At 68.5% G+C, this 21,377-nt stretch carries 20 protein-coding genes and 1 other annotated feature; of the genes, 13 read left to right on the top strand and 7 right to left on the bottom strand.

Translation table 11 applies throughout. The features are described 5' to 3' along the window. Positions 1–3 precede the first annotated feature (3 nt). Together ACRDNQ_RS14550 and rocF are read right to left on the bottom strand one after the other, a co-directional pair. Positions 4–1,062, bottom strand: coding sequence for an ornithine cyclodeaminase (locus tag ACRDNQ_RS14550; RefSeq protein WP_431829414.1), 1,059 nt, complete (start codon positions 1,060–1,062; stop codon positions 4–6). Next, on the bottom strand, positions 1,059–1,985 hold the full coding sequence (rocF, locus tag ACRDNQ_RS14555; protein ID WP_431829415.1) for an arginase: 927 nt from the start codon (positions 1,983–1,985) through the stop codon (positions 1,059–1,061). The genes ACRDNQ_RS14550 and rocF overlap by 4 nt, the downstream gene beginning before the upstream one ends. Before the next feature lie 108 nt (positions 1,986–2,093). Here rocF and ACRDNQ_RS14560 point away from each other — a divergent pair, with 108 nt between their 5' ends. Continuing rightward, complete coding sequence (locus ACRDNQ_RS14560; RefSeq protein ID WP_431829798.1) at positions 2,094–2,519, top strand: Lrp/AsnC family transcriptional regulator; 426 nt, start codon at positions 2,094–2,096, stop codon at positions 2,517–2,519. Positions 2,520–2,976: 457 nt separating this feature from the next. Here ACRDNQ_RS14560 and ACRDNQ_RS14565 read toward each other — a convergent pair whose 3' ends face one another. The 4 genes from ACRDNQ_RS14565 to ACRDNQ_RS14580 all read right to left on the bottom strand — a co-directional run bounded on the left by ACRDNQ_RS14565 (position 2,977) and on the right by ACRDNQ_RS14580 (position 7,149). Beyond that, positions 2,977–3,831, bottom strand: a complete 855-nt coding sequence (locus tag ACRDNQ_RS14565; protein WP_431829416.1) for a universal stress protein — start codon at positions 3,829–3,831, stop codon at positions 2,977–2,979. Positions 3,832–3,844: 13 nt separating this feature from the next. Continuing rightward, the gene (locus ACRDNQ_RS14570; RefSeq protein WP_431829417.1) at positions 3,845–5,335 is read right to left on the bottom strand and encodes a SulP family inorganic anion transporter; all 1,491 of its coding nucleotides are present in this window, start codon (positions 5,333–5,335) and stop codon (positions 3,845–3,847) included. A 57-nt stretch (positions 5,336–5,392) separates the two neighbouring features. Continuing rightward, positions 5,393–5,449, bottom strand: a sequence feature (sul1 is cis-regulatory element that is thought to sense ions involved in sulfur or methionine metabolism; They are found in Alphaproteobacteria). A 302-nt stretch (positions 5,450–5,751) separates the two neighbouring features. Then, positions 5,752–6,300, bottom strand: coding sequence for an HPF/RaiA family ribosome-associated protein (locus tag ACRDNQ_RS14575; RefSeq protein ID WP_431829418.1), 549 nt, complete (start codon positions 6,298–6,300; stop codon positions 5,752–5,754). A 111-nt stretch (positions 6,301–6,411) separates the two neighbouring features. Then, positions 6,412–7,149, bottom strand: coding sequence for a BON domain-containing protein (locus ACRDNQ_RS14580; protein ID WP_431829419.1), 738 nt, complete (start codon positions 7,147–7,149; stop codon positions 6,412–6,414). 183 nt (positions 7,150–7,332) lie between these two features. Between ACRDNQ_RS14580 and ACRDNQ_RS14585 the strand changes: the two genes are divergently transcribed. The 11 genes from ACRDNQ_RS14585 (at position 7,333) to ACRDNQ_RS14635 (ending at position 18,113) form a co-directional block, all read left to right on the top strand. Continuing rightward, complete coding sequence (locus tag ACRDNQ_RS14585; RefSeq protein ID WP_431829420.1) at positions 7,333–7,776, top strand: YbhB/YbcL family Raf kinase inhibitor-like protein; 444 nt, start codon at positions 7,333–7,335, stop codon at positions 7,774–7,776. Further along, complete coding sequence (locus tag ACRDNQ_RS14590; protein ID WP_431829421.1) at positions 7,757–8,755, top strand: ribose-phosphate diphosphokinase; 999 nt, start codon at positions 7,757–7,759, stop codon at positions 8,753–8,755. The genes ACRDNQ_RS14585 and ACRDNQ_RS14590 overlap by 20 nt, the downstream gene beginning before the upstream one ends. Before the next feature lie 189 nt (positions 8,756–8,944). Beyond that, positions 8,945–10,078, top strand: coding sequence for a TRAP transporter substrate-binding protein (locus ACRDNQ_RS14595; protein WP_431829422.1), 1,134 nt, complete (start codon positions 8,945–8,947; stop codon positions 10,076–10,078). 86 nt (positions 10,079–10,164) lie between these two features. Next, positions 10,165–10,749, top strand: coding sequence for a TRAP transporter small permease subunit (locus ACRDNQ_RS14600; protein WP_431829423.1), 585 nt, complete (start codon positions 10,165–10,167; stop codon positions 10,747–10,749). Beyond that, complete coding sequence (locus ACRDNQ_RS14605; RefSeq protein ID WP_431829424.1) at positions 10,746–12,164, top strand: TRAP transporter large permease; 1,419 nt, start codon at positions 10,746–10,748, stop codon at positions 12,162–12,164. The genes ACRDNQ_RS14600 and ACRDNQ_RS14605 overlap by 4 nt, the downstream gene beginning before the upstream one ends. Continuing rightward, positions 12,154–13,536 carry an amidase gene (locus ACRDNQ_RS14610; RefSeq protein WP_431829425.1) on the top strand — a complete coding sequence of 461 codons (1,383 nt, stop codon included), beginning with the start codon at positions 12,154–12,156 and terminating at the stop codon, positions 13,534–13,536. The genes ACRDNQ_RS14605 and ACRDNQ_RS14610 overlap by 11 nt, the downstream gene beginning before the upstream one ends. A 14-nt stretch (positions 13,537–13,550) precedes the next feature. Continuing rightward, the gene (locus ACRDNQ_RS14615; protein ID WP_431829426.1) at positions 13,551–13,712 is read left to right on the top strand and encodes a hypothetical protein; all 162 of its coding nucleotides are present in this window, start codon (positions 13,551–13,553) and stop codon (positions 13,710–13,712) included. 7 nt (positions 13,713–13,719) lie between these two features. Then, positions 13,720–14,679: a 2-hydroxyacid dehydrogenase gene (locus ACRDNQ_RS14620; protein WP_431829427.1), complete on the top strand. Its 960-nt coding sequence runs from the start codon at positions 13,720–13,722 to the stop codon at positions 14,677–14,679. 69 nt (positions 14,680–14,748) lie between these two features. Further along, positions 14,749–15,735: a hypothetical protein gene (locus ACRDNQ_RS14625; RefSeq protein ID WP_431829428.1), complete on the top strand. Its 987-nt coding sequence runs from the start codon at positions 14,749–14,751 to the stop codon at positions 15,733–15,735. Between the two features lie 133 nt (positions 15,736–15,868). Next, positions 15,869–16,720 (top strand): nitrogen regulation protein NR(II), encoded by an 852-nt coding sequence (locus tag ACRDNQ_RS14630; protein WP_431829429.1) that lies wholly within the window; start codon positions 15,869–15,871, stop codon positions 16,718–16,720. 103 nt (positions 16,721–16,823) lie between these two features. After that, positions 16,824–18,113, top strand: a complete 1,290-nt coding sequence (locus ACRDNQ_RS14635; protein ID WP_431829430.1) for an O-acetylhomoserine aminocarboxypropyltransferase/cysteine synthase family protein — start codon at positions 16,824–16,826, stop codon at positions 18,111–18,113. A 19-nt stretch (positions 18,114–18,132) separates the two neighbouring features. Here ACRDNQ_RS14635 and ACRDNQ_RS14640 read toward each other — a convergent pair whose 3' ends face one another. Continuing rightward, entirely contained in the window at positions 18,133–18,828 is a 696-nt protein-coding gene (locus ACRDNQ_RS14640; RefSeq protein ID WP_431829431.1) for an SIMPL domain-containing protein, read from the bottom strand. Between the two features lie 131 nt (positions 18,829–18,959). Here ACRDNQ_RS14640 and ACRDNQ_RS14645 point away from each other — a divergent pair, with 131 nt between their 5' ends. Continuing rightward, positions 18,960–21,176 carry a hypothetical protein gene (locus ACRDNQ_RS14645; RefSeq protein WP_431829432.1) on the top strand — a complete coding sequence of 739 codons (2,217 nt, stop codon included), beginning with the start codon at positions 18,960–18,962 and terminating at the stop codon, positions 21,174–21,176. Positions 21,177–21,377 lie beyond the last annotated feature (201 nt).

Genomic DNA, 21,377 nt, shown 5'->3' on the forward strand with positions numbered 1-21,377 from the left:
GGGTCAGGCGGCGACTGGTGTCGACCGCTGCACCATGCCGAACAGGTCGCGCGGATCGTCCGGGTCGGCGAGAAGGTCGAGGTCAATGTAGAGGCCAGTGCCCCGGATGCGCTCGCGCACGTAGCAGAGCGCACTGAAGTCCTCGACCGCGAAACCCACGCCGTCGAAAAGCGTGATCTGCCGCTCGTACGTGCGGCCCGGCGCGCGGCCGGCCAGCACCTGCCAGAGCTCTGTCACCGGATGGTCGGGTGCAAGCTGCTGGATCTCGCCCTCTATCCGGGTCTGCGGCGTGTATTCCACGAAGATGTCCGACCGATGCAGGATCTCGGCCGCGATCTCGGTCTTGCCGGGGCAGTCGCCGCCGATCGCGTTGATGTGGACGCCCGCGCCGACCATGTTGTCGGTCAGGATCGTGGCGTATTGCTTGTCGGCCGTGCAGGTCGTCAGGATCTGTGCCCCCTCGATCGCCTCTTCGGGACTGCGGCAGACGGTGACGGACAGGCCCGTTCCGGCAAGGTTGCGGGCGCATTTCGCGGTTGCCGCAGGGTCGATGTCGTAAAGTCGCACGGCGGTAACGCCGCAGACCGCCTTCATGGCCAGCGCCTGGAACTCGGACTGTGCGCCGTTACCGATCATCGCCATCGTGCGGGCGTCACGCGGCGCGAGGTGCCTCGCCACCATGGCCGAGGTTGCCGCCGTCCGCAGCGCGGTGAGCAGCGTCATCTCGGACAGGAGCACCGGGTAGCCGGTCCCCACGTCCGCCAGAAGTCCGAAGGCCGTCACGGTCTGAAGCCCCGACCGCGTGTTCTTCGGATGGCCATTGACGTACTTGAAGCCGTAGACCTCGCCGTCCGAGGCCGGCATCAGTTCGATCACGCCCTCGGCCGAATGCGACGCGACGCGCGGCGTCTTGTCGAAGCTCTCCCACCGCAGGAAGTCGGCCTCGATCCTGTGGGCGAGGCCCACGAGCATCGGTTCGAGCCCGATCCGGTGAACGAGCTGCATCATGTGGTCGACTGAGACGAAGGGCACGAGGGCCCGTCCGGAAGGTAGTGGTGTCATGCGTAGGCCCTTGTCGGTCGGTCGAAGACGCGGCGGCCCAGCGCCGAAGCGGCGAGGTCCACCATGAGAAGCGCGGTGCGGCCGCGTTCGTCGAGGAAGGGGTTCAACTCGACGAGGTCGAGCGAGGTCATCAGGCCGCTGTCGCTCACCATCTCCATCGCGAGGTGCGCCTCGCGGATGGTGACGCCGCCGGGAACGGTCGTGCCCACCGCCGGCGCGACGCCGGGATCGAGGAAATCGACGTCGAGCGACACGTGCAGCATGCCCCCCGCCGCGGACACCCTGTCGAGGAAGGGCGCGATCAGGCGTTCGATGCCCTGCTCGTCGATCTCGCGCATGTCGTGGCGGCGGATGCGGCTTCGGGACAGCGCCTCGCGCTCGGCCCGGTCGACCGAACGCAGGCCGATCACGCAGATGTTTTCCTCGGGCACCGGCGCACGCAGCGGCGGGAACCCGTGGAACCCCGGGCGGCCGGTCACGTAGCCGAGCGGCGTGCCGTGCAGGTTGCCCGAGGTCGTCGTCTCGGGCGTGTGGAAGTCGCTGTGCGCGTCGAGCCAGAGGACGAACTGCGGACGCCCGACCGCCGCGGCATGCGCCGCGACCCCCGAGACCGTACCGAGCGACAGGCTGTGGTCGCCGCCAAGAAAGATCGCAAGGCCCTTGGCCACCGCCGCCTCTGCGGCGGCCGCGAGGGTGCGCGTCCAGCCGATCGTCTCGCCAAGGGCGTGCAGGCGGCTGTCGCCGAGATCGCGGTTGAGCGGCACGGGCGTCAGGTTGCCGTGGTCCTCGACAGCGTGCCCGAGTTCGCGCAGCGCCGTGGCAAGTCCGGCCGTCCGGTAGGCGTCCGGCCCCATGAGGCAGCCCGGGCAGCGCTGGCCGCTATCGACGGGCGCGCCGATCAGAAGGCAGGTCTGGGGTGTCATCAAGGGCTCCGAATGGTGCAGTCGCCTCATGCATCCTTCCGATTTGGATTGCATTCCATGGATCATTTCGATCAGAAAGAACACAAATTCGCCGCAACGAAGGGCAATATGGACAAAACGGACGAACGTTTGATCGCCGCGCTCCGCGTGGACGCGCGCGCTTCGCTGTCGGATCTTGCGCAAGGTCTTGGTCTCTCGCGCACCACCGTTCGCGCGCGGATCGAGCGTCTTCAGCGCGACGGGCAGATCGTCGGCTTCACGGTGCTGACCAAGGCCGACGTCGCGACCGCGGCCGTGCGAGGGCTGATGATGATCGGAATCGAAGGCCGCGGCGCCACGCGCATCATCCGCCAGCTTCAGGGCCTGCCCGAAGTGCGCGCAATCCACAGCACAAATGGCCGCTGGGACCTGATCGTTCAGATCGAGACCGCGACGCTCGAGGCGCTCGACGCCGTTCTCGCGCGAATCCGCCAGTTCGATGGGGTCAGCACCAGCGAAACGAACTTGCTGCTGTCCACGAAGGCGGCCAGTTGACCTTTGGGTCCCTGCCCGGACGCCGGCCTTTGCCACCCATCCTTCGGCAGGCGCCCGAATGGTGTCCGTCGTCAGAGTTTGCTCGAGACCTGAGTGGCTTTGTGAGGGAAGGCTCCGGTTGGGTTTCTGGTTCAGATTTGGCTGCAGCGCATTGGTTCCAAAAGCGGCGCTGGTGGAAGGTCTGTTCTTGATCTTCTCTCTCTCGCATTCAGGATCCGGGCGCCGATCTCAAGGGCGTTCAGGAGCCGCACCGCTGGGATACCGCCCGGGACGATGCGCCGCGCGACCGCGGTCTTGGTTCAGCCCGCCAGCCGACCTGTGCACTTGCCGGCCTGGCATCATCGACTTCCGCTTCCCTCTGCGGGTTGATCGCCACCCCGCCCGCAAGGGCGGGCACGTCAAGGTGTCTTTGGGCACGAGGGAACCAACACTCGCCGGGCCGCTTGCCGCCATCCGATCACCGCACCAGAACCACCGGCACCTTGCAGGACCGGAGCATCGCGGTCGTCGTGGAGCCGATGATCAGGCTGCGGATGCGCGAGTGCCCGTAGGCGCCCATCACCAGAAGGTCGTAGGGCGCCGTTTCCACCAGCTCGCCAAGAGCCGTCTCGGGCTGGCCCGACAGGACCTCTGTCGCGGCGGTCAGGCCGGCCGCGGCCAGCATGGCGCGGGCCTCCTCGAGACCCGTCCTCACGGCATCCGTCGCGGTTCCCACCGTCGCCACCGTCACGGAAAGCCCCCGGTAAAGCGGGGAGTGCGCGATGTGATCGACCGCCCGCATGGCCGAGGGGCCCCCATCATAGGCGACCAGCATCCGCGAGATGGGCCGGAACGCGCGCGCGGCCACGAGGATGGGCCGGTGGCTGGCCCGCACGATCCGTTCGAGGTTCGACCCGAGGTGCCCTTTGGCGAAGTCCGCGGCCTCGCCCCGCTTGCCTATGAGGACGAACGCCGCCCCCGCCTCTTGTTCGGCCAGCGTGTCGACGATGTCGCCCTGACGTAGGCGCGTGGTGATCTCGGTCACGCCCGCCTTGTCGACGAGGGCGTGCGCATCCTCGAGAATGGCGCGGCCGCGGTGCGACACCAGCCTGGCCCGCTGCGCGTCGAGTTCGGCCAGTTCTTCCAGCAGCGCCGTCCGGGCGCCAAGCGCGATGGACCCCGACAGGTCGGTTCGGGCCGCGCCCTCGCGCCGGCCGAGGACGTGCAAGATCTCGACGGCCCAGCCGGTGCGGGTGGCCACCCAGGCCGCATGGTCGCAGACGCTGGCCGAATAGACCGAGCCATCCACGAAGGCGATGATCTTCTGGGTCATGTGCGTCCCTCCCTCAATGCGCCATGAGCCGGCCAAGCGCGCCGGGCCTGTCGTGCTCGGCCAGACGGTCCATCAGCGTCTCGGACGCTTCGTTCATGCCCGCGATTTCGACCTCGGCGCCGTCCCGGCGGAACTTCAGCACCGCCATGTCGAGTGCCTGGACCGACGAGATGTCCCAGATATGCGCCGCGCTCACGTCGATCACGACGCGCTCGGGCACCTCGCGGAAGTCGAAGGCGCGCATCAGGTCCTCGACTGACCCGTAGAACAGCTGACCCTCGACCCGGTAGGTCCGGACGCGGCCGTCCGCGCTGATCTCGGACGTGACGCGGAAGAGCTGCGCGATCTTGGCCGCGAAGAAGATGCCCGAAAGAAGCACGCCCACCAGCACGCCGATGGCGAGGTTGTGGGTATAGACCACGGTCGCCACCGTCGCGATCATCACGATCGACGAGGATCTCGGGTGCGTGCGCAGATTGCCGATCGAGGACCACGAGAAGGTCCCGATCGACACCATGATCATGATGGCGACTAGCGCGGGCATCGGGATGACGCTGACAAGATCGCCAAGGCCCACGACGAGGATCAGAAGGACCACGCCCGCCGTGAAGGATGACAGCCGCCCGCGCCCGCCCGACTTCACGTTGATGATGGACTGCCCGATCATCGCGCAGCCTGCCATCCCGCCGATAAAGCCCGTGGCGGTGTTGGCAAGACCCTGCCCGATGCATTCCTGGTTCCGGTCCGAGGTCGTGTCGGTCAGGTCGTCAACGATGTTCTGGGTCATGAGGCTTTCGAGAAGGCCCACGACCGCGACGGCCACGGAATACGGGAAGATGATCGCCAGCGTGCCGAAGGTGAAGGGCACGTCGGGGATCAGGAAGACCGGCAAGGTATCGGGAAGCGCCCCCATGTCGCCCACGCTGCGCACGTCGAGTCCAAGCGCCCAGACCAACGCCGTCAGAACGACGATCGTGACAAGCGGCGACGGCACCGCACGGGTAAGGCGCGGGAACAGATAGATGATCGCAAGCCCCGCCGCGACGAGGACATAGGTGATCCACGTGACCTCGCGCGGGTCGAGTTCGGGCAGTTGCGCCATGAAGATCAGGATCGCGAGCGCGTTGACGAAGCCCGTCATGACGGACTTCGAGACATAGCGCATCACGAAGCCGAGCTTCAGCGCCCCGGCCCCGATCTGAAGAAGCCCGGCAAGCACCGTCGCGGCGAGAAGGTACTCCAGCCCGTGGTCGCGCACGAGCGTGACCATCAGCACCGCCGTCGCCGCCGTGGCGGCCGAGATCATGCCGGGCCGGCCGCCCGTGATCGCGGTGATCACCGCGATCGAGAAGCTGGCGTAAAGTCCGATCTTGGGGTCCACACCGGCGATGATCGAGAAGGCGATCGCCTCGGGGATCAGCGCAAGGGCCACGACGAGACCGGAAAGAAGGTCGCCGCGGACGTTGTCCGTCCATTGGCGACGGTAGGCGTCAAAGGAAATCATGCAAATGCTTCGTGCCCGGCGGCGCGGCGGACCGGCTGAGGGCATCTGTCCCGCTGTCGTTGTCCGGCGGATCGGCGGCCGGAAGAGCCACCCGCCTCAGGCGGCGGGTCCAGGTTTACACGCGGCTATAGACGCTGCAGCGCGGCAAGCCAAGGCGGAACGGTCGCCAAGGGCCGGCGCGGGCTGCCACGCACCCCCACCGGTGCGCGAAAGTTCAGGCGGGACCTAAGGTGGCTTCGACCCGATGTCCTTGCCCGCGCACTCCACGGCGGATCGGCGCCCTTGGACCCCGATTGACCCGATACTCCTGCGACTTCGCTGTTTGCAGCGAAACCCGGACCAAGGGCGGTGTTGCTGTCGCGCGGGTCCGCCACCATGCTTCACGAACCCGGTGGCCGGCACGTCGTCGGCTGGCCTCACGCCGGCGATACGTCTGTGGCGAAGGGGCCCTTTTCGCCCTCGATCTCGCGGAACTTCAGGCGGCTGCCGCGCGCGAGTTCGGCCCAGTCGCCGGTGACAAGGCCATCCTTCTGGAAATAGACCTCGCGCCCGTCGTCGGCGCGCAGCACCCCCCAGCCAAGCTCGGGTTCGAATTCGACGATCTCGCCATGCAGGATCGGCGGGTGCTGCTTGACGTGGCGCCCGCGCATCTGCTGCCTTGCGTCCTTCAGCCGCCGCTCGAGCGCGCCGAAGGCGGCGTTGACCGCCAGCACGAGGTCGTCCGAGGCATGGCCCTGCCGGATCGCCTTCGAGACGTCGACATCCGGCCCCGGCATCTCGAGGTGGATGCGCACGTCGAAGCCCTGCGCGGTGCGCTTCCGGTGTTCGGACGGCTCGAGCGTCACGCGGCAGCCCACCGCCTCGGGGGCCAGCCGCTCGATCGCCGCGATGCGGGTCATCACGATGTCTTCCACCGCTGGCGACGGCGGGATCTGGTGCCAGGTTATGATCGGATCGCGCTGCATGTCCGGGCCTCCCGTCTTGTCTGGGTCGACTCATGGGTCGGACGAAACCTGCGCCAGCCCAAGAGCGCGCACATTGACCGCGCGCAAGGAAACCGCATGCGGGGGGCAGGCTCAGGGCGCGGTCTGGATCTCGTCGATAACCTCGTCGACGCCCAGGACGCTCCAGGCATCCGCCACCGCGATCCGGCGGTGCGCCGCGTTCCGCAGAAGCCCCGTCAGCCGCACCGTGGTGTGGCGCACGCCGACGCGCAGCTGCGCGGCGTCGATCATCGGATCGCGGTCAAGCACCGCGCGCACCGCCTCCTCGATCCGGATCGGGGCGTCTTCCTCCGGCGGGACGGGCTCGAGCCCGTTGACCACGTCGCGCACCCCGGGGGCCCACCAGGCCAAGGCACCCGCAAGCCGCTTTGACACAAGGCCGGGCACCTCGCCGTTCAGGATCACCACGCCGTCGCGCACCTCGACGTCGATGCGGCCGCGCGCGGTCGCCGGATCGCCGGCCACCTGCACGAACTCGGGCGGCGTGGTCGGCCTTTCGGCCTCGCGCAGGGCAAAGCCCGCGAAGGCGGGCTCGGCCGAGAAGTCGCGTCGCAGACGGGCGCGGATCCCTGCGTCCGACACCCGCTCTCCTCGGGTCACGCGAAGACGGTCGACGACGCCGGTCACCCCGGGAAGCGCTGCGGCAAGACGCAGGGCCAGCTTCTTCTGCGCGACATCGGCGACGTCGCCCTGAAGGATCAGGCTGCCGTCGGGAGCGAAGGCGACGACCTCGGGCCGGAAGTGCGGACCAAGCCGCGACTCCTTGTGCAAGGCGGCAAGGATGATTTCGGTGCTTGGGCGGTCGGGCATGGCAAGGCGTCCCTGTCTGGCTTCTCCGGTCGGGTCGGGTGGCTTGTCGCCCCGCACGGGGCCATCCTGCATTGACCGCGGGCAACGGCAGGCGCTTGCCCGGCCGATGCCCCCGTTGACCCCCGTCAAGGCGCCGCGCTGCCCGAGTCCCCTAGAGATGTTCTGTCAACGACGGAGGCCGCCATGCCGATGACCCTTCAGTCCACCGCCTTCGGGCCGGACGGGACGATCCCCGTCGATCACACCTGCGAGGGCGCCAACCTGTCGCCGCCGCTGGTCTGGTCGGGCGTGCCCGAAGGCGCGGCAAGCCTTCTGGTGACCTGCGCCGACCCCGACGCACCGCGTGGCATGTTCCGGCATTGGGCGGTCTGCAACCTGCCCGCGTCCGCCACCGGGCTTGCCGCGGGCGATACGGGTGGCGACGCCGCGATCAACGATTTCGGGCGCGCGGGCTATGGCGGCCCCTGCCCGCCCCGCGGCGACCGCCCGCACCGCTATGTCTTCCGCGTCGCGGCGCTGTCGGCCCGCCTTGCGCCGGGGGACGCGGCCCGCTGTGCCGACGTCGAAGCGCTTGCCCGCCCTTACGAGCTGGACCATGCCGAGCTTCATGGCCGATTCGGACGCTGAGCGGCTGCGCATCTTCGCCCCGAAGGCCTCGGCCGCCTTCGGCGCGGCCGTGGCCCTGTCCATGGGCCGGCCACTCGACCCGATGGAAGAGCGCGAGTTCGAGGACCATGAGCACAAGGCCCGACCCCTTGTCGGCGTGCGCGGCTGCGACGCCTACGTGATCCAGGGCCTGCACGACGACCCCGGCCAGTCGCCCAACGACAAGCTGGTCCGGCTTCTGTTCTTCCTGGGCTGCCTGCGCAGCAACGGAGCGGCGCGGACAACCGCGGTGATCCCCTACCTCGCCTATGCCCGCAAGGATCGACAGACGAAGCCGCGCGACCCGCTGAGCCTGAGCTATGTCGCCCGACTGATCGAGGCGATGGGCACCGGCAGGGTGCTGACGTTCGAGCCGCACAATCTTGCGGCGGTTCAGAACGCCTTCCGGATCGAGGTGGTGGCGCTTGATCTCAGGGGGGTGATGATCGCCCGGGCGGCCGCGCTGGCGGGCGGGGACCCGGTGACCGTCGCCTCGCCCGATCCCGGCGGCGTCAAGCGGGCGCAACTGTTCCGCGAGGCGCTCGAGGCGCGAATCGGTCGGTCCGTCGCCTTTGCCTTTCTCGAGAAGCGTCGCAGCGCCGGGGTCGTCAGCGGCTCTCTCCTGGCCGGCGATGTCCACGGGCGGCGCGTTCTGGTCGTCGACGACCTGATCGCGGGCGGCGGGACGATGCGGCGCGCCGCGGCGGCGCTGAAGGCGGCGGGCGCGGCTTCGGTCCATGCGCTGGCGGCACATGGCCTTTTCACGTCCGGCGCCGAGGCGCTGTCCGATCCGGCCGTGGACGGCTGGCACGTGACCGACAGCATCCCGTCCCGTGGCGCCGAACCCGGAAACAGATCGAAAATCGACAGTGTTTCGGCGGCGCCGCTCTTTGCCGAGGCGATCCGCCGGCTGCACCTTGACGGGCAGGTTTCCGATTTGATTTCAGGGCTTTGGAGATAACTCCTTACAACCCGACATCTGGCCGGGGCTGGCCTTTAGCGCGAACATTCACAGGTTGCCATACATATTCAGCTTTTCCAATGCTTGCCTTCCCGGCAACGCAGGCTACTCTAGGCAAACTGGTTCCGGGGCTTGGGGAGGCCGCGTGCGTCACCGTTCGCAAACCCGGGGCGATTTGGGAGGAAAAACATGACCGAAACTACCAGGCTCAACCGGCGTTCGTTCCTGAAGAAGACGGCGCTGGCCAGCGGCGGCGCGGCAGCCGCGACGACCCTTGCGGCCCCCGCGGTGCTCGCGCAGGCACCGCTCGTGATCAAGATGCAGACGTCCTGGCCGGCGTCCGACATCTGGGACGAATTCGCGAAAGACTATGCCACGCGCGTCAGCGAGATGTCGGGTGGCCGGATGACGATCGACGTGCTTCCCGCGGGTGCGGTCGTCGGCGCCTTCCAGGTGCTTGACGCGGTCAACGACGGCGTGCTCGACGCGGCGCATTCGGTGCCGGTGTACTGGTACGGCAAGAACAAGGCCGCCTCGCTTTTCGGCACGGGTCCGGTGTTCGGCGGGTCGGCCACGACCATGCTTGCCTGGTTCTGGGCCGGCGGCGGCGAACAGCTTTATGACGAGCTGACGCAAGAGATCATGGGGCTTGACGTCAAGGGCTACCTTGGCTTCCCGATGTTCGCCCAGCCCTTCGGCTGGTTCAAGGGCGAGGTCAACACCGTCGCCGATCTTCAGGGCTTCAAGTACCGCACGGTGGGCCTTGCGGCCGACCTGATGCAGAAACTGGGCATGTCGGTCGCGCAGCTTCCGGGTGGCGAGATCGTTCCGGCGATGGAGCGCGGCGTGATCGACGCGTTCGAGTTCAACAACCCGACCTCGGACAGCCGCTTCGGCGCCCAGGACGTGGCGAAGAACTACTACCTGTCGTCCTACCACCAGGCGTCCGAGAGCTTCGAGTTCCTGTTCAACAAGACCTTCCTCGAAGACCTCGAGCCCGATTTCCAGGCGATCCTGAAGTACGGCGTCGAAGCCGCGTCGACCGCCAACACGGCGAAGGCGATGAACCAGTACTCGGCCGACCTGCGGAAGCTGCAGGAAGAGTCGGGTGTCACCGTCCACCGGACCTCGAAAGAGATCCTCGACGCGCAGATCGCCGCGTGGGACGCGCTGATCCCCGAACTCGAGGCCGATCCGTTCATGAAGAAGACCCTCGACAGCCAGCGCGAGTGGGTCGAGCGCGTGACGTTCTACGAACTGATGAACGCGCCGGACTATGCGCTTGCCTACGAGCACTACTTCCCGGGCCGTCTGAAGCTCTGAGACCCGGATTCTGACGGACAGACCCCGGCGGCACCACCGCCGGGGTCGCGCTGTGCGACCGCTTCCGCACGACAAGGGGGATCACCGTGATCGGTTTTATCCGCTTCGCCGACAGTCTGTCGGCATGGTTCGGCAAGGCGTTCGCCTGGCTGATCGTTCTCATGGCCGTGGGCACTGGCTATGAGGTCTTTGTCCGCTACGTGCTGAACAGCCCGACCGCCTGGGCGCTGGACGTGTCGTTCATCATGTACGGCTCGCTCTTCATGATGGGCGGCGCCTACACGCTGTCGCGCGGCGGCCACGTGCGGGGCGACTTCATCTATCGCCTCTGGCAACCGCGCACGCAGGCCAAGGTGGACCTTGTCCTGTACATCCTGTTCTTCTTTCCCGGCGTCACGGCCCTGATCCTTGCAGGCTGGAAGTATGCCTCGCGGTCCTGGGGCTATGGCGAGGTGTCGATCAACAGCCCGGCCGGCATCCCGATCTACCAGTTCAAGAGCGTGATCGTCGCCGCCGGCATCCTTCTGTTCATCCAGGGCATCGCGCAGGTCTGCCGCTGCATTCTTGCCATGCGCACCAACGAATGGCTGGCCGCCGAAGAGGACGTCTTCGAAACCGAAGACCTGCTGATGCAACAGGCCGCGAAGGCCGAAAGGGACCACCACATATGACGGACCCCCAAGTTGCCCTGCTGATGCTGGGGCTCTTCATCGTCTTCGTCTTCCTTGGCTTCCCGATCGCCTTCACGCTGATGGCGATGGGAATCGGCTTCGGCTATTACGCCTATTACGACGAGGGCCGCATGTGGCGCGCCTTCGACCGGCTCGACGAGACCGCCGGAAGCTGGGAGAGTTTCAGTCTCTGGGTCGAAGGCTTCTTCAACAACCGAATATTCGACCTCTTCGTGAACCAGACCTACACGGTCATGGCGAACGAAGTGCTGACCGCGGTGCCGCTGTTCCTGTTCATGGGGTACATCGTCGAGCGGTCGAACATCGTCGACAAGCTTTTCGGCACGCTGAACATCGCCTCGAAGAACGTTCCGGGGTCGATGGGCGTGGCCGCGCTCGTCACCTGCGCGTTGTTTGCCACCGCCACCGGCATCGTCGGCGCGGTGGTAACGCTGATGGGACTTCTGGCGCTGCCGCAGATGCTGAAGGCGCGCTACAATGCGTCCTTCGCCAGCGGCATCATCTGCGCCGGCGGCACGCTGGGCATCCTGATCCCGCCGTCGATCATGCTGATCGTCTATGCGGCGGCCTCGGGGGTGTCGATCGTGCGGCTTTACGCAGCGGCCCTTCTGCCCGGTCTGACGCTGGTCGGCCTCTACCTGATCTACGTGGTGGGCCGCGCGATCCTTCAGCCGTCGGTCGCGCCCCGCCCGGGCCCGGGCGAGGTGCCCGACGTGCCCTTCGCCAAGCTGATCGGGATGATCATCACGTCCTTCCTGCCGCTGGCCTTCCTGATCCTCGCGGTGCTGGGATCGATCCTGTTCGGGCTTGCCACGCCGACCGAGGCGGCCTCGATCGGGGCGCTGGGCGGGATCCTGCTGGCGTTCCTCTATCGCGCGATGACCTGGCAACGGATGCGCGAGAGCGTCTATCTGACGGTGCGCACGACGGCGATGGTGTGCTGGCTCTTCGTGGGCTCCTACACCTTCTCGGCGGTGTTCTCGTATCTTGGCGGCGAACACGTCATCTCGGAGTTCGTCCAGAGCCTCAGCCTTGAGCCCTGGCAGTTCCTCATCCTGGCGCAGCTCATCATCTTCCTGCTGGGCTGGCCGCTCGAGTGGTCCGAGATCATCATCATCTTCGTGCCGATCTTCCTGCCGCTCCTGGCCTTCTTCGGGATCGACCCGCTGTTCTTCGGCATCCTCGTGGCGCTGAACCTTCAGACCAGCTTCCTGACGCCGCCCATGGCGATGTCGGCCTATTACCTCAAGGGGATCGCCCCGCCCGAGGTGAAGCTGACGCAGATCTTCGCCGGGGTCATGCCGTTCCTCGTCTGCGTGATCATCTCGATGGTTCTGATGTACGCCTACCCGCAGATCGTCTTCTACCTGCCCGAGCTGTTCTATGGCAGCTGAGGCCAGGCACAGGGCCGCACCGCGCGCCCGGCCGGCGGCCACGCCGCTGGCCGCTCTGGGCGCGGTGGCCCTGCGTGACCGCATCGCGCAGGGCAGCCTGACGGCGGTGGCCCTTGTCGAGGATTGCATCGCCCGCATCGCGGCGCGGGAAGAGACGGTGCAGGCCTGGGCCTGGTTCGACGCCGCCCACGCGCTGGATCAGGCGCGGCGGCTTGACGCCTATCGCGGCACGGGGCGCGCGCTTGGCCCCCTGCACGGGCTGCCGGTGGCGTTGAAGGACATCGTCGACACGGCACGCATCCCCACCGAGAACGGCTGCGCGCTGGACCGGGGCCGGGTGCCGGTGCAGGACGCCCACGTGGTCGAGCGTCTTAAGCAGGCCGGTGCCATCGTGATGGGCAAGACGGTCAGCACCGAACTGGCCTTTCTGCACCCCGGCAAGACGCGCAACCCGCATGACCCGGGCCACACGCCCGGCGGATCGTCTTCGGGGTCGGCGGCGGCGGTGGCCGACGGGATGGTGCCGCTGGCCATCGGCACCCAGACCGGCGGTTCGGTGATCCGGCCCGCGTCCTACTGCGGGGTCACCGGGTTCAAGCCGACCTACGGCGCCATTTCCCGGCGCGGCATCCTGATGCAGTCGCCGACCCTTGATACCGTGGGGGTCTTCGCGGCCGATCCGCTGGGCGCCGCGCTTCTGGCCGATGCGCTTTACGGCCATGACGGCGCCGACAGCGCGACGACGCTTGCGCCCGCCCCGCGCCTTCTCGACATCGCGCGCGAGGCGCCGCCGCTGCGGCCGGTCTTCGCGTTCGTCCGCCCGCCGGGGTGGGAAACCGCCGCGCCCGAGCTTCACGCGGCGTTCGAGGAACTGGTCGAGGCGCTGGGCGATCAGGTCTTCGAGGTTCCCCTGCCCGGCGTCTTCGGCGAGGCCGCCGAACAACGCAAGCGCATCAACTACGCCGAAATGGCGCGGTACTATTACCGCTACGGGCGCGACGGCGCCGATGTCCTTGCCCCCGAGACCCGCGCCGCGATCGAGGAAGGCAACGCCATCCCCGCGCGCGACTATCTGGCCGCGCTCGACTGGCGGCCCGTGCTGAACAGTGCGCTGGACGAAATTTTCGAACGCTGCGACGCGATCCTTTGCCCTGCCGCGACCGGCCCCGCGCCGAAGGGGTTGGAATCGACCGGCGACGCGATCTTCAACGGGCTCTGGACACTGTGCGGCACGCCCGCCGTCACGCTTCCGCTGCTGACGGCTTCGAACGGGTTGCCGATGGGCGTTCAGCTTGTCGGCGCACGACACAACGACGCGCGGCTTCTGCGCACGGCGAACTGGCTTCACCGCTTCGCCGACGGACAGGACTGACAGGGAGAACCGACATGGACCGGCTCATCGCAATCTTCGCCTTCGCAGTCTTCGCGGGCTTCCTTGGCATCCTGACCTTCGAGGTGATGCAGTGGGACCTCAAGGCGATCATCCTGCTGACGATCGCGCTTGTCGCCTACGACTTCTGGACCTCGAGCCGCAAGTCGGACAACTGAGCGCGTCATGGCACGACCCGTCGTCTGGATCCCGCGCCGGCTGTCGGAGGCGACCCTCGCGCGCGCGCGGCGCGACTACGAGGTGATCCTGAACGAGGCCGACACCCCCGGAACCGCCGACCAGATCGTCGAGATGAGCGCGCGCGTCGACGCGATGATCCCCTGCCATTCGGAACGCTTCGACGCGGCCGTGGTGGCGCGCCTCGACCCCCGTCTGAAGATCGTCGCGAACCATTCCGTCGGCACCGACCATTGCGACCTGCCCGCGCTGAAGGCGCGCGGCATCGCGGTCACGAACACGCCCGGCGTGCTGGCCGACGCCACCGCCGAACTTGCGATGATGCTGATGCTCGGGGCCGCGCGCCACGCGGTGACGGGCGACCGGCTGGTGCGCACCGGCCGCTGGGATTTCTGGTCGCCCGCCTTCCTTGTCGGCAAGCAGGTGACGGGGGCGCGACTTGCCATCGTCGGCATGGGCGGCGTCGGACGGGCCCTGGCGCGCAAGGCGCGCGGCTTCGACATGGAAATCCACTATCACAACCGCCGCCGCCTGCCGCCCGAACAGGAACAGGGCGCGATCCATCACGACAGCCTCGACACGCTTCTGCCGGTCGCCGATTTCCTGTCTCTGAACTGCCCGGCCACGCCCGAGACGACCGGGCTGATGACCACCGAGCGCTTCCGCCAGATGCCGCCGGGCAGCATCCTTGTGAACGTCGCGCGCGGCACCCTCGTGGACGAGGCCGCCCTACTGATGGCGATCGAAAGCGGGCATCTGGCCGCCGCCGGTCTTGACTGCTTCCGCGAGGAACCGGGCGGCAACCCGGCCTTCGCCGCGCATGAGTCCATCGTGATGATGCCGCACGTGGGCAGCGCCACCGTGCGGACGCGCGACGCCATGGGCTTTCTCGCGCTCGACAACATCGACGCCTTCTTCCGGGGCGAGACGCCGCCGAACCTTCTCTGACGTCCGGCCCGACGGGCTTTCCGGCCCGGCATCGCGCCGTTATGGTCCGCGCCAAAGCGCAGGGGCGGCATGGGCGGGCAGTTCAACATCCTGATCGTGGGCCAGCAGGGCCGGCTGATGTACGAGGCGGTGCTGTTCGCGGCGTCGCTTCGGGCCGCAAGCCCCGGATTCGCCGGCCGCCTGTTCGTGGCCGAGCCGCAGCCCGGGCCGCTCTGGTCGCGCGATCCGCGCATGGGCGACGCGGGCGCGCGGGGCCTGCTTGAAGGCTTCGGCGCCGAGATCGTGCCCTTTGAAAGCCGTCACTTCGGCGACAGCTATCCCTATGGCAACAAGGTCGAGGCCCTCTTCGCCCTGCCCCAGACCGAACCCTTCGTCTTCTTCGATACCGATACGCTGGTCACCGGCCCCCTCGACGCCATCGCCTTCGACTTCGACCGGCCCTCGGCCTCGATGCGGCGCGAAGGCACCTGGCCGGTGATCGAGCTTTACGGACCGGGCCATACCGCGATCTGGCGGGCGCTTCACCAGCGTTTCGGGCTCGACTTCGAAAGCTCTCTCGACCTCTCGCAGCCCGACGGCCACTGGGAGCGGTATCTCTACTTCAACGCCGGCTGGTTCTTCCACCACGCCCCGCACGCCTTCGCCGCCCGGATGATCGAGATCATGCTGTCGATCCGGGACGACCCGCCGCCCGAACTTCTTGGCCAGTCGCTTGACCCCTGGCTTGACCAGGTCGCGCTGCCGCTGGTGATCCACGGCTTCGGCGGCGGACGGCCCGGGCCCGAGCTTGACGCGCTCGACGGCGGGGCAAGTTGCCACTATCGCGCGCTGCCGCTGCTGTATGCGCGCGAAAGCGACCGCGTGGTCGAGGTGCTTGAACAGGTCGCCGCGCCGAACGCGGTCAAGAAGGTGCTCAAGCAGTACGAACCGATCCGGCGCATGGTCTATCAGGGCAAGGGCAGACAGGCGCGCGCGTTGTTCGACCGGGCGGCGCTGCCCCGCAAGGAGGCGCAGATCCGCAACCGGCTTCGGCGCGAGGGGCTTTGGCTGCGATAGCGCGACCGGACCGCCGCATCAGGCGTTCCTGACGCTTGCATCATGTGATATGCTTTTCGCGTGGTTCTGTAAAAGCGAGGGGCAAATGGCTGACGGGGCGTCGAAAACGGCGTTCGATGCGAAGATGCTTGGCATGTCCGGACGCACCGAACCCGAACTCGCCTTGCGCCGCATCTTCAACGCCGCGGGCGTTCGGCCGCCCCTGGTGCTGTGGTCGCCGGCCGATGGCGAACTGACCGAGCCGCTGATCCGCGCCTTCGTGCGCCGCATCCGGGCGGTGGCCGACGATCTGGGCCGGGTCCGGGCATCCGACCTGCGGTCCGAAACCCTGGGCGAGTTGTCACGCTGGACACTTCTCTTGTCCGAAGACGGCCCCGACGGCCCCTTCCGCTATCGCTTCGTGGGCGAGAACCTTCTGCCCTATGGCTCGCGCGGCGATCAGACCGGAACGACGCCCGAGGACCATGGCGGCTACATCGGCGCCTTCTTCGGCGCGCTTTATCGCGCCACCGCCGAACGCGGTGAATGGGTCTTTTCCGAACACGAGCCCCCGCGCGAACTGTTCGTCCGCACCTGGCAGCGGCTGGTCGTGCCGCTTTACGACGACGGCCTGACCCGCGTCACCGGGTTTCTGGTGATGGCCATCCCCGAGAATACCTTCCGTGCCGGGCTTGACCTGATCCTCGACCCGGTCTTCGTGCTCGACGATGCGCAGGTCGTCCGCTACTGCAACCGCGCCGCGCGCCATACCTTCGCCCAGACGTCCGGCAGCTGCGCCTGCGGGATCACCCTGCACGGTGCCACCGGCATCGCGCTTGACCTGCGGATGACCCCCACCGAGGTGCTTGCGCGCGGCGAGACCCTGGAGCTTGTCGAGCTTCTGCCGAAGGCCGGCCTGATCGAGCGTGTCGCGATAACGGTCAGCGCGACCCAGCACCGCGGCCACGCCTTCTATGTCGTGGTCATGCGGATGACGGGCCGCTAGGGCGGCCGGTGCCGCGCGGGTCGGCAGCCGGCGCCGTGTTGTGACCGCCCCGGACTTCGACTAGCGTCCCGGCGCAAGGACGCATGTCAGGGAGAAACGCACCATGTCCGACAGACCCCAGGGGTTCGACACCCTTCAGATCCACGGCGGCGCAAGCCCCGATTCCGCCACCGGCGCGCGCCAGGTGCCGATCTACCAGAGCACGGCCTTCGTCTTTCGTGACGCCAACCATGCGGCCGCCCTCTTCAACCTGCAGGAAGTGGGCTACATCTATTCGCGCCTGACGAACCCCACCGTCTCGGCGCTGGCCGACCGGATCAACGCGCTGGAAGGCGGCGCCGGCACGGTCTGCTGTTCGTCGGGGCATGCCGCGCAGATCATGGCGCTGTTCCCGCTGATGGGCCCGGGGCGGAACATCATCGCGTCGACACGCCTTTACGGCGGAACGGTGACCCAGTTCAGCCAGACCATCAAGCGCTTCGGCTGGTCGGCGAAATTCGTCGACTTCGACGATCTGGCGGCCCTCGAGGCGGCGGTCGACGACGACACCCGCGCGATCTTCTGTGAATCGATCGCCAACCCGGGCGGCTACATCACCGATCTCGACGCCGTCGCCGGCGTGGCGAACAAGGTGGGCCTGCCGCTGATCGTCGACAACACCTCGGCCACGGCCTGGCTTTGCCGCCCGATCGAGCATGGCGCGACCCTGGTCGTCAACTCGACCACGAAATACCTCACCGGCAACGGCACGGTCACCGGCGGGGCGATCACCGATTCGGGCAAGTTCGACTGGTCGGCCAGCGGCAAGTTCCCGTCGCTCAGCGAACCCGAACCCGCCTATCACGGCCTTGCCTTCCACCCCGCACTCGGCGCGATGGCCTTCACCTTCCACTCGATCGCCGTGGGTCTGCGCGATCTCGGCATGACGATGAACCCGCAGGGCGCGCACTATACCCTGATGGGGATCGAGACGCTGAGCCTTCGGATGGAAAAGCACGTGGCGAACGCCGTGAAGGTGGCCAAGTGGCTCGAGGCCGATCCGCGGGTCGACCATGTCACCTACGCGGGCCTCGAAAGCTCTCCCTACCACGACCGGATGGCGCGGATCTGCCCGAAGGGCGCAGGCGCGCTGTTCACCTTCGCGGTGAAGGGTGGCTATGAGGCCTGCGTCAAGCTGATCGACAACGTCAAGCTGTTCAGCCACGTGGCCAACCTGGGCGATGCGCGTTCGCTCATCATCCACTCGGCCTCGACCACGCACCGCCAGTTGTCGGAGGCGCAGCAGATCGCCGCCGGCGCGGCCCCGAACGTGGTCCGTCTGTCGATCGGGATCGAGGATGCCGACGACATCATCGCCGACCTCGATCAGGCGCTGACAGCCGCCACCGCCTGACGCGCCCATCCCTCAGCCGTCAATCGGCGATGGAATAGACCACACGGACCCGGGCGCTGACCGTCAGTTCGCCCGGGGCCACCGGCGGGGCGGCGTCCGACATCGCCGCCTCGGCCGCCATCATCCGCGGCATCGGCTGCGAGAAGCCTTCTTCCGCGATCTCGCGCACCGGACCAAGCGTGACGCCCGCCGCCTCGGCGTAAAGCGCGGCGCGGGCGCGGGCGTCCTCGACCGCGGCGCGGCGGGCGTCGTCCTCGGCCGCGCGCGGTTCGGACAGGGCGAAGGACACCCCGCCCAGAGTGTTCGCGCCCGACGACACCACCGCGTCGAGAACGCCGCCCAGCACCTCGAGATCGCGCACCCGCACCGTCAACTGGTTCGATGCGACATAGCCCTCGATCCGGGGGGCGCCGTTGCCGTTTTCCGGCCAGACCATGCGCGGCGACAGGCTGATGCCGCTGGTCTGAATGTCGCGGGCGTCGATCCCGGCCCCGGTCAGCACCTCCAGCGACGCGGCCACCGCAGCCGATGTCGCGGCAAGCGCTTCGGCCGCCGTCGCGGCTTCGGCCTGCGCGCCAAGGGTAACGTAGGCCATGTCCGGCACGGCTGAAACCTCGCCCAGGCCGCTGACGACGATGGTGCGCGGGACCTCCTGCGCCAACGCGGGCAGCGCGAGAAGGACGAGGGCAAGAACGGGGGCGAAAGGCAGGCGCATGGGTGGCTCCGGTTGGGGGTCGGCGCCAGACTGCGGCGAAGTCCGCGACGGCGCAAGGTCGGGCACGGCATCGGCGGTTTCCCGCGCGTGCCTTGATGACGAGGCACGACCTGCATGCTAGATTTTGTGTCATGGCTGTCCCCCATCTGCTCGACCTTGGACCCGATCACATCCGCCTCTTGGGGCGGATCGGAGATGAGTTTGAAATCCTTGGGGAAATATCGACCGATGCCGACGATCTGACCCCCCGCCTCAAGGCCCTCGTCGCCAGCATCGGAGCGCGTCCCCTGCCCGTGGTGCTGGTGCTGCCCGAATCGCAGATCCTCTACACCCGCGTCGACGCGCCCGGCCCCGATGACGCCGCGCGCGAGGCAGCGGTGCTGGCCGGGCTGGATGGCCGGACCCCCTATGCCCTGGACGAGATCACCTTCGACTGGGCGCCCGATGGGTCCGATGCGGAGGGGCAGATGGCGCTGGTCGCCGCGATCGCGCTTGAAACCCTGGACGAGGCCGAAGCCTTCGCCGCGGCCCACGGCCTTGACGTCCGGGGCTTCGCCGCCCTGCCTGAGCCCGAGCTTTTCCCGCGCGAGGTGGTCTTTCGCCACCCAGGCAGAGCCGCCGAAGCAAGCGACGCCGGGGCCGAGGGGAATGACACCCCGGTCGAGGACACCCCGGCACCGACCCTCGCCGATCCGCCGTCCGCTTCGGCCCCCTCGTTCGCGACGATGCGCGCCGAAAAGACCGAAGCCGGGTCCGATGCGCAGGCGCTTGCCGCGCGTCTGGCCGCGACGGCTGCGCGCTTCCGTCCGTCCGAACAGCCCGCCACCGTCGCCGCCGGCGTGACCGCGCGCGACCTACCCGCCGATGCCGCACCGGCCGGCGACACGGATGCCGTCGCTGGCCCGGTCGTGACCAGTGGGCCCGGCTTCACCGCCGACGCCCTGCCCGACCGGGGGGCCGGCGCGACGGCCGCCCGCCCGCCAGCAGCAGCAGCGCCTTCCCCCGGCGCGACGGCACCAACCCCATCCGCGCCCCAGGCCGATGGTCATCGCTTCGGCGCGACAGCCACGACCGGGCGTCGCAGGCTAGTACTGGCGGCGGTCGTGGCGCTTCTGCTGATCGCCGGCGGATGGACGCTGCTGGCGACCTTTGCCCCGCCTGCGCCGACCGACGCAGCCCTGCCTCTGGCGGACGGGCAAGAGATCCCCGAAAACGCAACCGCCGGGATCGACGACGCGGATGCGCCCGACCGCGCGGCCCTGGACCTGAACGCCCAGGCCTTCGCCCCCACGCCCGAAGAGCTGGCCGAGGGCGAGGATGGCGCGGTGCCCGAGGCCCCTGTCGTCGCAGCGGCGCCGCCGCGTGCGCTTGTGGACACGCCGCCGGTCGCGGGGCGCCTGCTGGAGTTGCTCGACGGCGTCTGGATGACCCCGCCCGCGGCGCCCCAGGCGCCCGGCCTTCTGTCCGATCTTGATGTCGAGTTCGCGGCGATCGACCCGGTCTCGACCGCGACCGACGCCTTCGCGATGCCGCTGCCCGGCGCTGTCGACCGTCTTCCGTCCCTGGCAGGGCGGCCGGGCGCGGATGCGCCCACCACCCCCCCGGCGATCCCGCCCGGCGCCGTGGCGCTTGATCTGGTAGAGGGGACCGTCGGGGATGGGGACGCCCTGGTTCCGACCGAGCTTGCCGCCGCGCTTTCGGCCGCGGACCGTCCGCGCGCGCGTCCCGACGGGCTTGTCGAAGAGGCCGAGCGCGCCCGGTTCAACGGCCTCACGCGCGCGGATCTGGCCGAGCTTCGCCCCGCCGACCGTCCGCCCTCGCCCCAGGCCGATCCGTCGGTCAATCCCGAGGCGACCGCCCTTGCGGTGCAGCGGTCGCCGCTTCCGCGCGCGCGTCCCGAGGATTTCGAGTCGATCATCGCCGCAGCGCGTCCGGTTCTCAGCCCCGAGCAGCCCGAAGCCGCCGCCGCCGCCTCGACCGCGGCTTTGGCCCCGGCTGCGCCCGCGCCGGGCGCGGCCCCCGCCGCTGCCCCCGACGTGACCGCCGAAGAGGCCGAGGATTCCGAACCCGAGGTCGTCGCTTCGGCCCAGCCGTCGCTGCCGACCCGGGCCGAGGTCGCGCGCGAGGCGACGCTCGAGAACGCGATGCGGCTCAACCAGGTCAACCTCATCGGCGTCTATGGGACGCCGTCGGACCGCCGCGCGCTGGTGCGGCTGCCCTCGGGGCGTTTCGTGCGCGTGAAGGTCGGCGACCGGGTGGATGGCGGGCGAGTGGCCGCGATCGGCGACACCTCGCTGCGCTATGTGAAAAGCGGGCGCGAGCATACGCTGGTCCTGCCCTCGGGCTAAGGCCGCGCTGCCGAATTCCGCGCGCTGGCCGTGGCGGATGCGTGGACTTTCCCGCCGACACCCGGCTATCCTTCGCCCACGGCGGGCACGGGGCCTTACCGCGACGCACCGACCGGGGCACGGCGCCGCCCGATTTGCGGCGGACAGGCCCTGCGCCGGCCGTTGGCGTCTCGGACCGCGCCAGGCCGGACACACCGCCAC

Origin of the sequence: Saliniferula longa (assembly GCF_050789285.1) — a bacterium.
GTDB lineage: Bacteria > Pseudomonadota > Alphaproteobacteria > Rhodobacterales > Rhodobacteraceae > CAVPWP01.

Excerpts from the sequence above, each read along its gene's own strand:
- ACRDNQ_RS14560 (WP_431829798.1), top strand. The coding sequence starts at position 2,094 with ATGGACAAAACGGACGAACGTTTGATCGCCGCGCTCCGCGTGGACGCG.
- ACRDNQ_RS14640 (WP_431829431.1), bottom strand. The coding sequence starts at position 18,828 with ATGCGCCTGCCTTTCGCCCCCGTTCTTGCCCTCGTCCTTCTCGCGCTG.
- ACRDNQ_RS14610 (WP_431829425.1), top strand. The coding sequence starts at position 12,154 with ATGGCAGCTGAGGCCAGGCACAGGGCCGCACCGCGCGCCCGGCCGGCG.
- rocF (WP_431829415.1), bottom strand. The coding sequence starts at position 1,985 with ATGACACCCCAGACCTGCCTTCTGATCGGCGCGCCCGTCGATAGCGGC.
- ACRDNQ_RS14590 (WP_431829421.1), top strand. The coding sequence starts at position 7,757 with ATGGCCGATTCGGACGCTGAGCGGCTGCGCATCTTCGCCCCGAAGGCC.
- ACRDNQ_RS14565 (WP_431829416.1), bottom strand. The coding sequence starts at position 3,831 with ATGACCCAGAAGATCATCGCCTTCGTGGATGGCTCGGTCTATTCGGCC.
- ACRDNQ_RS14570 (WP_431829417.1), bottom strand. The coding sequence starts at position 5,335 with ATGATTTCCTTTGACGCCTACCGTCGCCAATGGACGGACAACGTCCGC.
- ACRDNQ_RS14595 (WP_431829422.1), top strand. The coding sequence starts at position 8,945 with ATGACCGAAACTACCAGGCTCAACCGGCGTTCGTTCCTGAAGAAGACG.
- ACRDNQ_RS14605 (WP_431829424.1), top strand. The coding sequence starts at position 10,746 with ATGACGGACCCCCAAGTTGCCCTGCTGATGCTGGGGCTCTTCATCGTC.
- ACRDNQ_RS14580 (WP_431829419.1), bottom strand. The coding sequence starts at position 7,149 with ATGCCCGACCGCCCAAGCACCGAAATCATCCTTGCCGCCTTGCACAAG.
- ACRDNQ_RS14615 (WP_431829426.1), top strand. The coding sequence starts at position 13,551 with ATGGACCGGCTCATCGCAATCTTCGCCTTCGCAGTCTTCGCGGGCTTC.
- ACRDNQ_RS14575 (WP_431829418.1), bottom strand. The coding sequence starts at position 6,300 with ATGCAGCGCGATCCGATCATAACCTGGCACCAGATCCCGCCGTCGCCA.
- ACRDNQ_RS14550 (WP_431829414.1), bottom strand. The coding sequence starts at position 1,062 with ATGACACCACTACCTTCCGGACGGGCCCTCGTGCCCTTCGTCTCAGTC.
- ACRDNQ_RS14635 (WP_431829430.1), top strand. The coding sequence starts at position 16,824 with ATGTCCGACAGACCCCAGGGGTTCGACACCCTTCAGATCCACGGCGGC.
- ACRDNQ_RS14645 (WP_431829432.1), top strand. The coding sequence starts at position 18,960 with ATGGCTGTCCCCCATCTGCTCGACCTTGGACCCGATCACATCCGCCTC.
- ACRDNQ_RS14630 (WP_431829429.1), top strand. The coding sequence starts at position 15,869 with ATGTCCGGACGCACCGAACCCGAACTCGCCTTGCGCCGCATCTTCAAC.
- ACRDNQ_RS14585 (WP_431829420.1), top strand. The coding sequence starts at position 7,333 with ATGCCGATGACCCTTCAGTCCACCGCCTTCGGGCCGGACGGGACGATC.
- ACRDNQ_RS14620 (WP_431829427.1), top strand. The coding sequence starts at position 13,720 with ATGGCACGACCCGTCGTCTGGATCCCGCGCCGGCTGTCGGAGGCGACC.
- ACRDNQ_RS14625 (WP_431829428.1), top strand. The coding sequence starts at position 14,749 with ATGGGCGGGCAGTTCAACATCCTGATCGTGGGCCAGCAGGGCCGGCTG.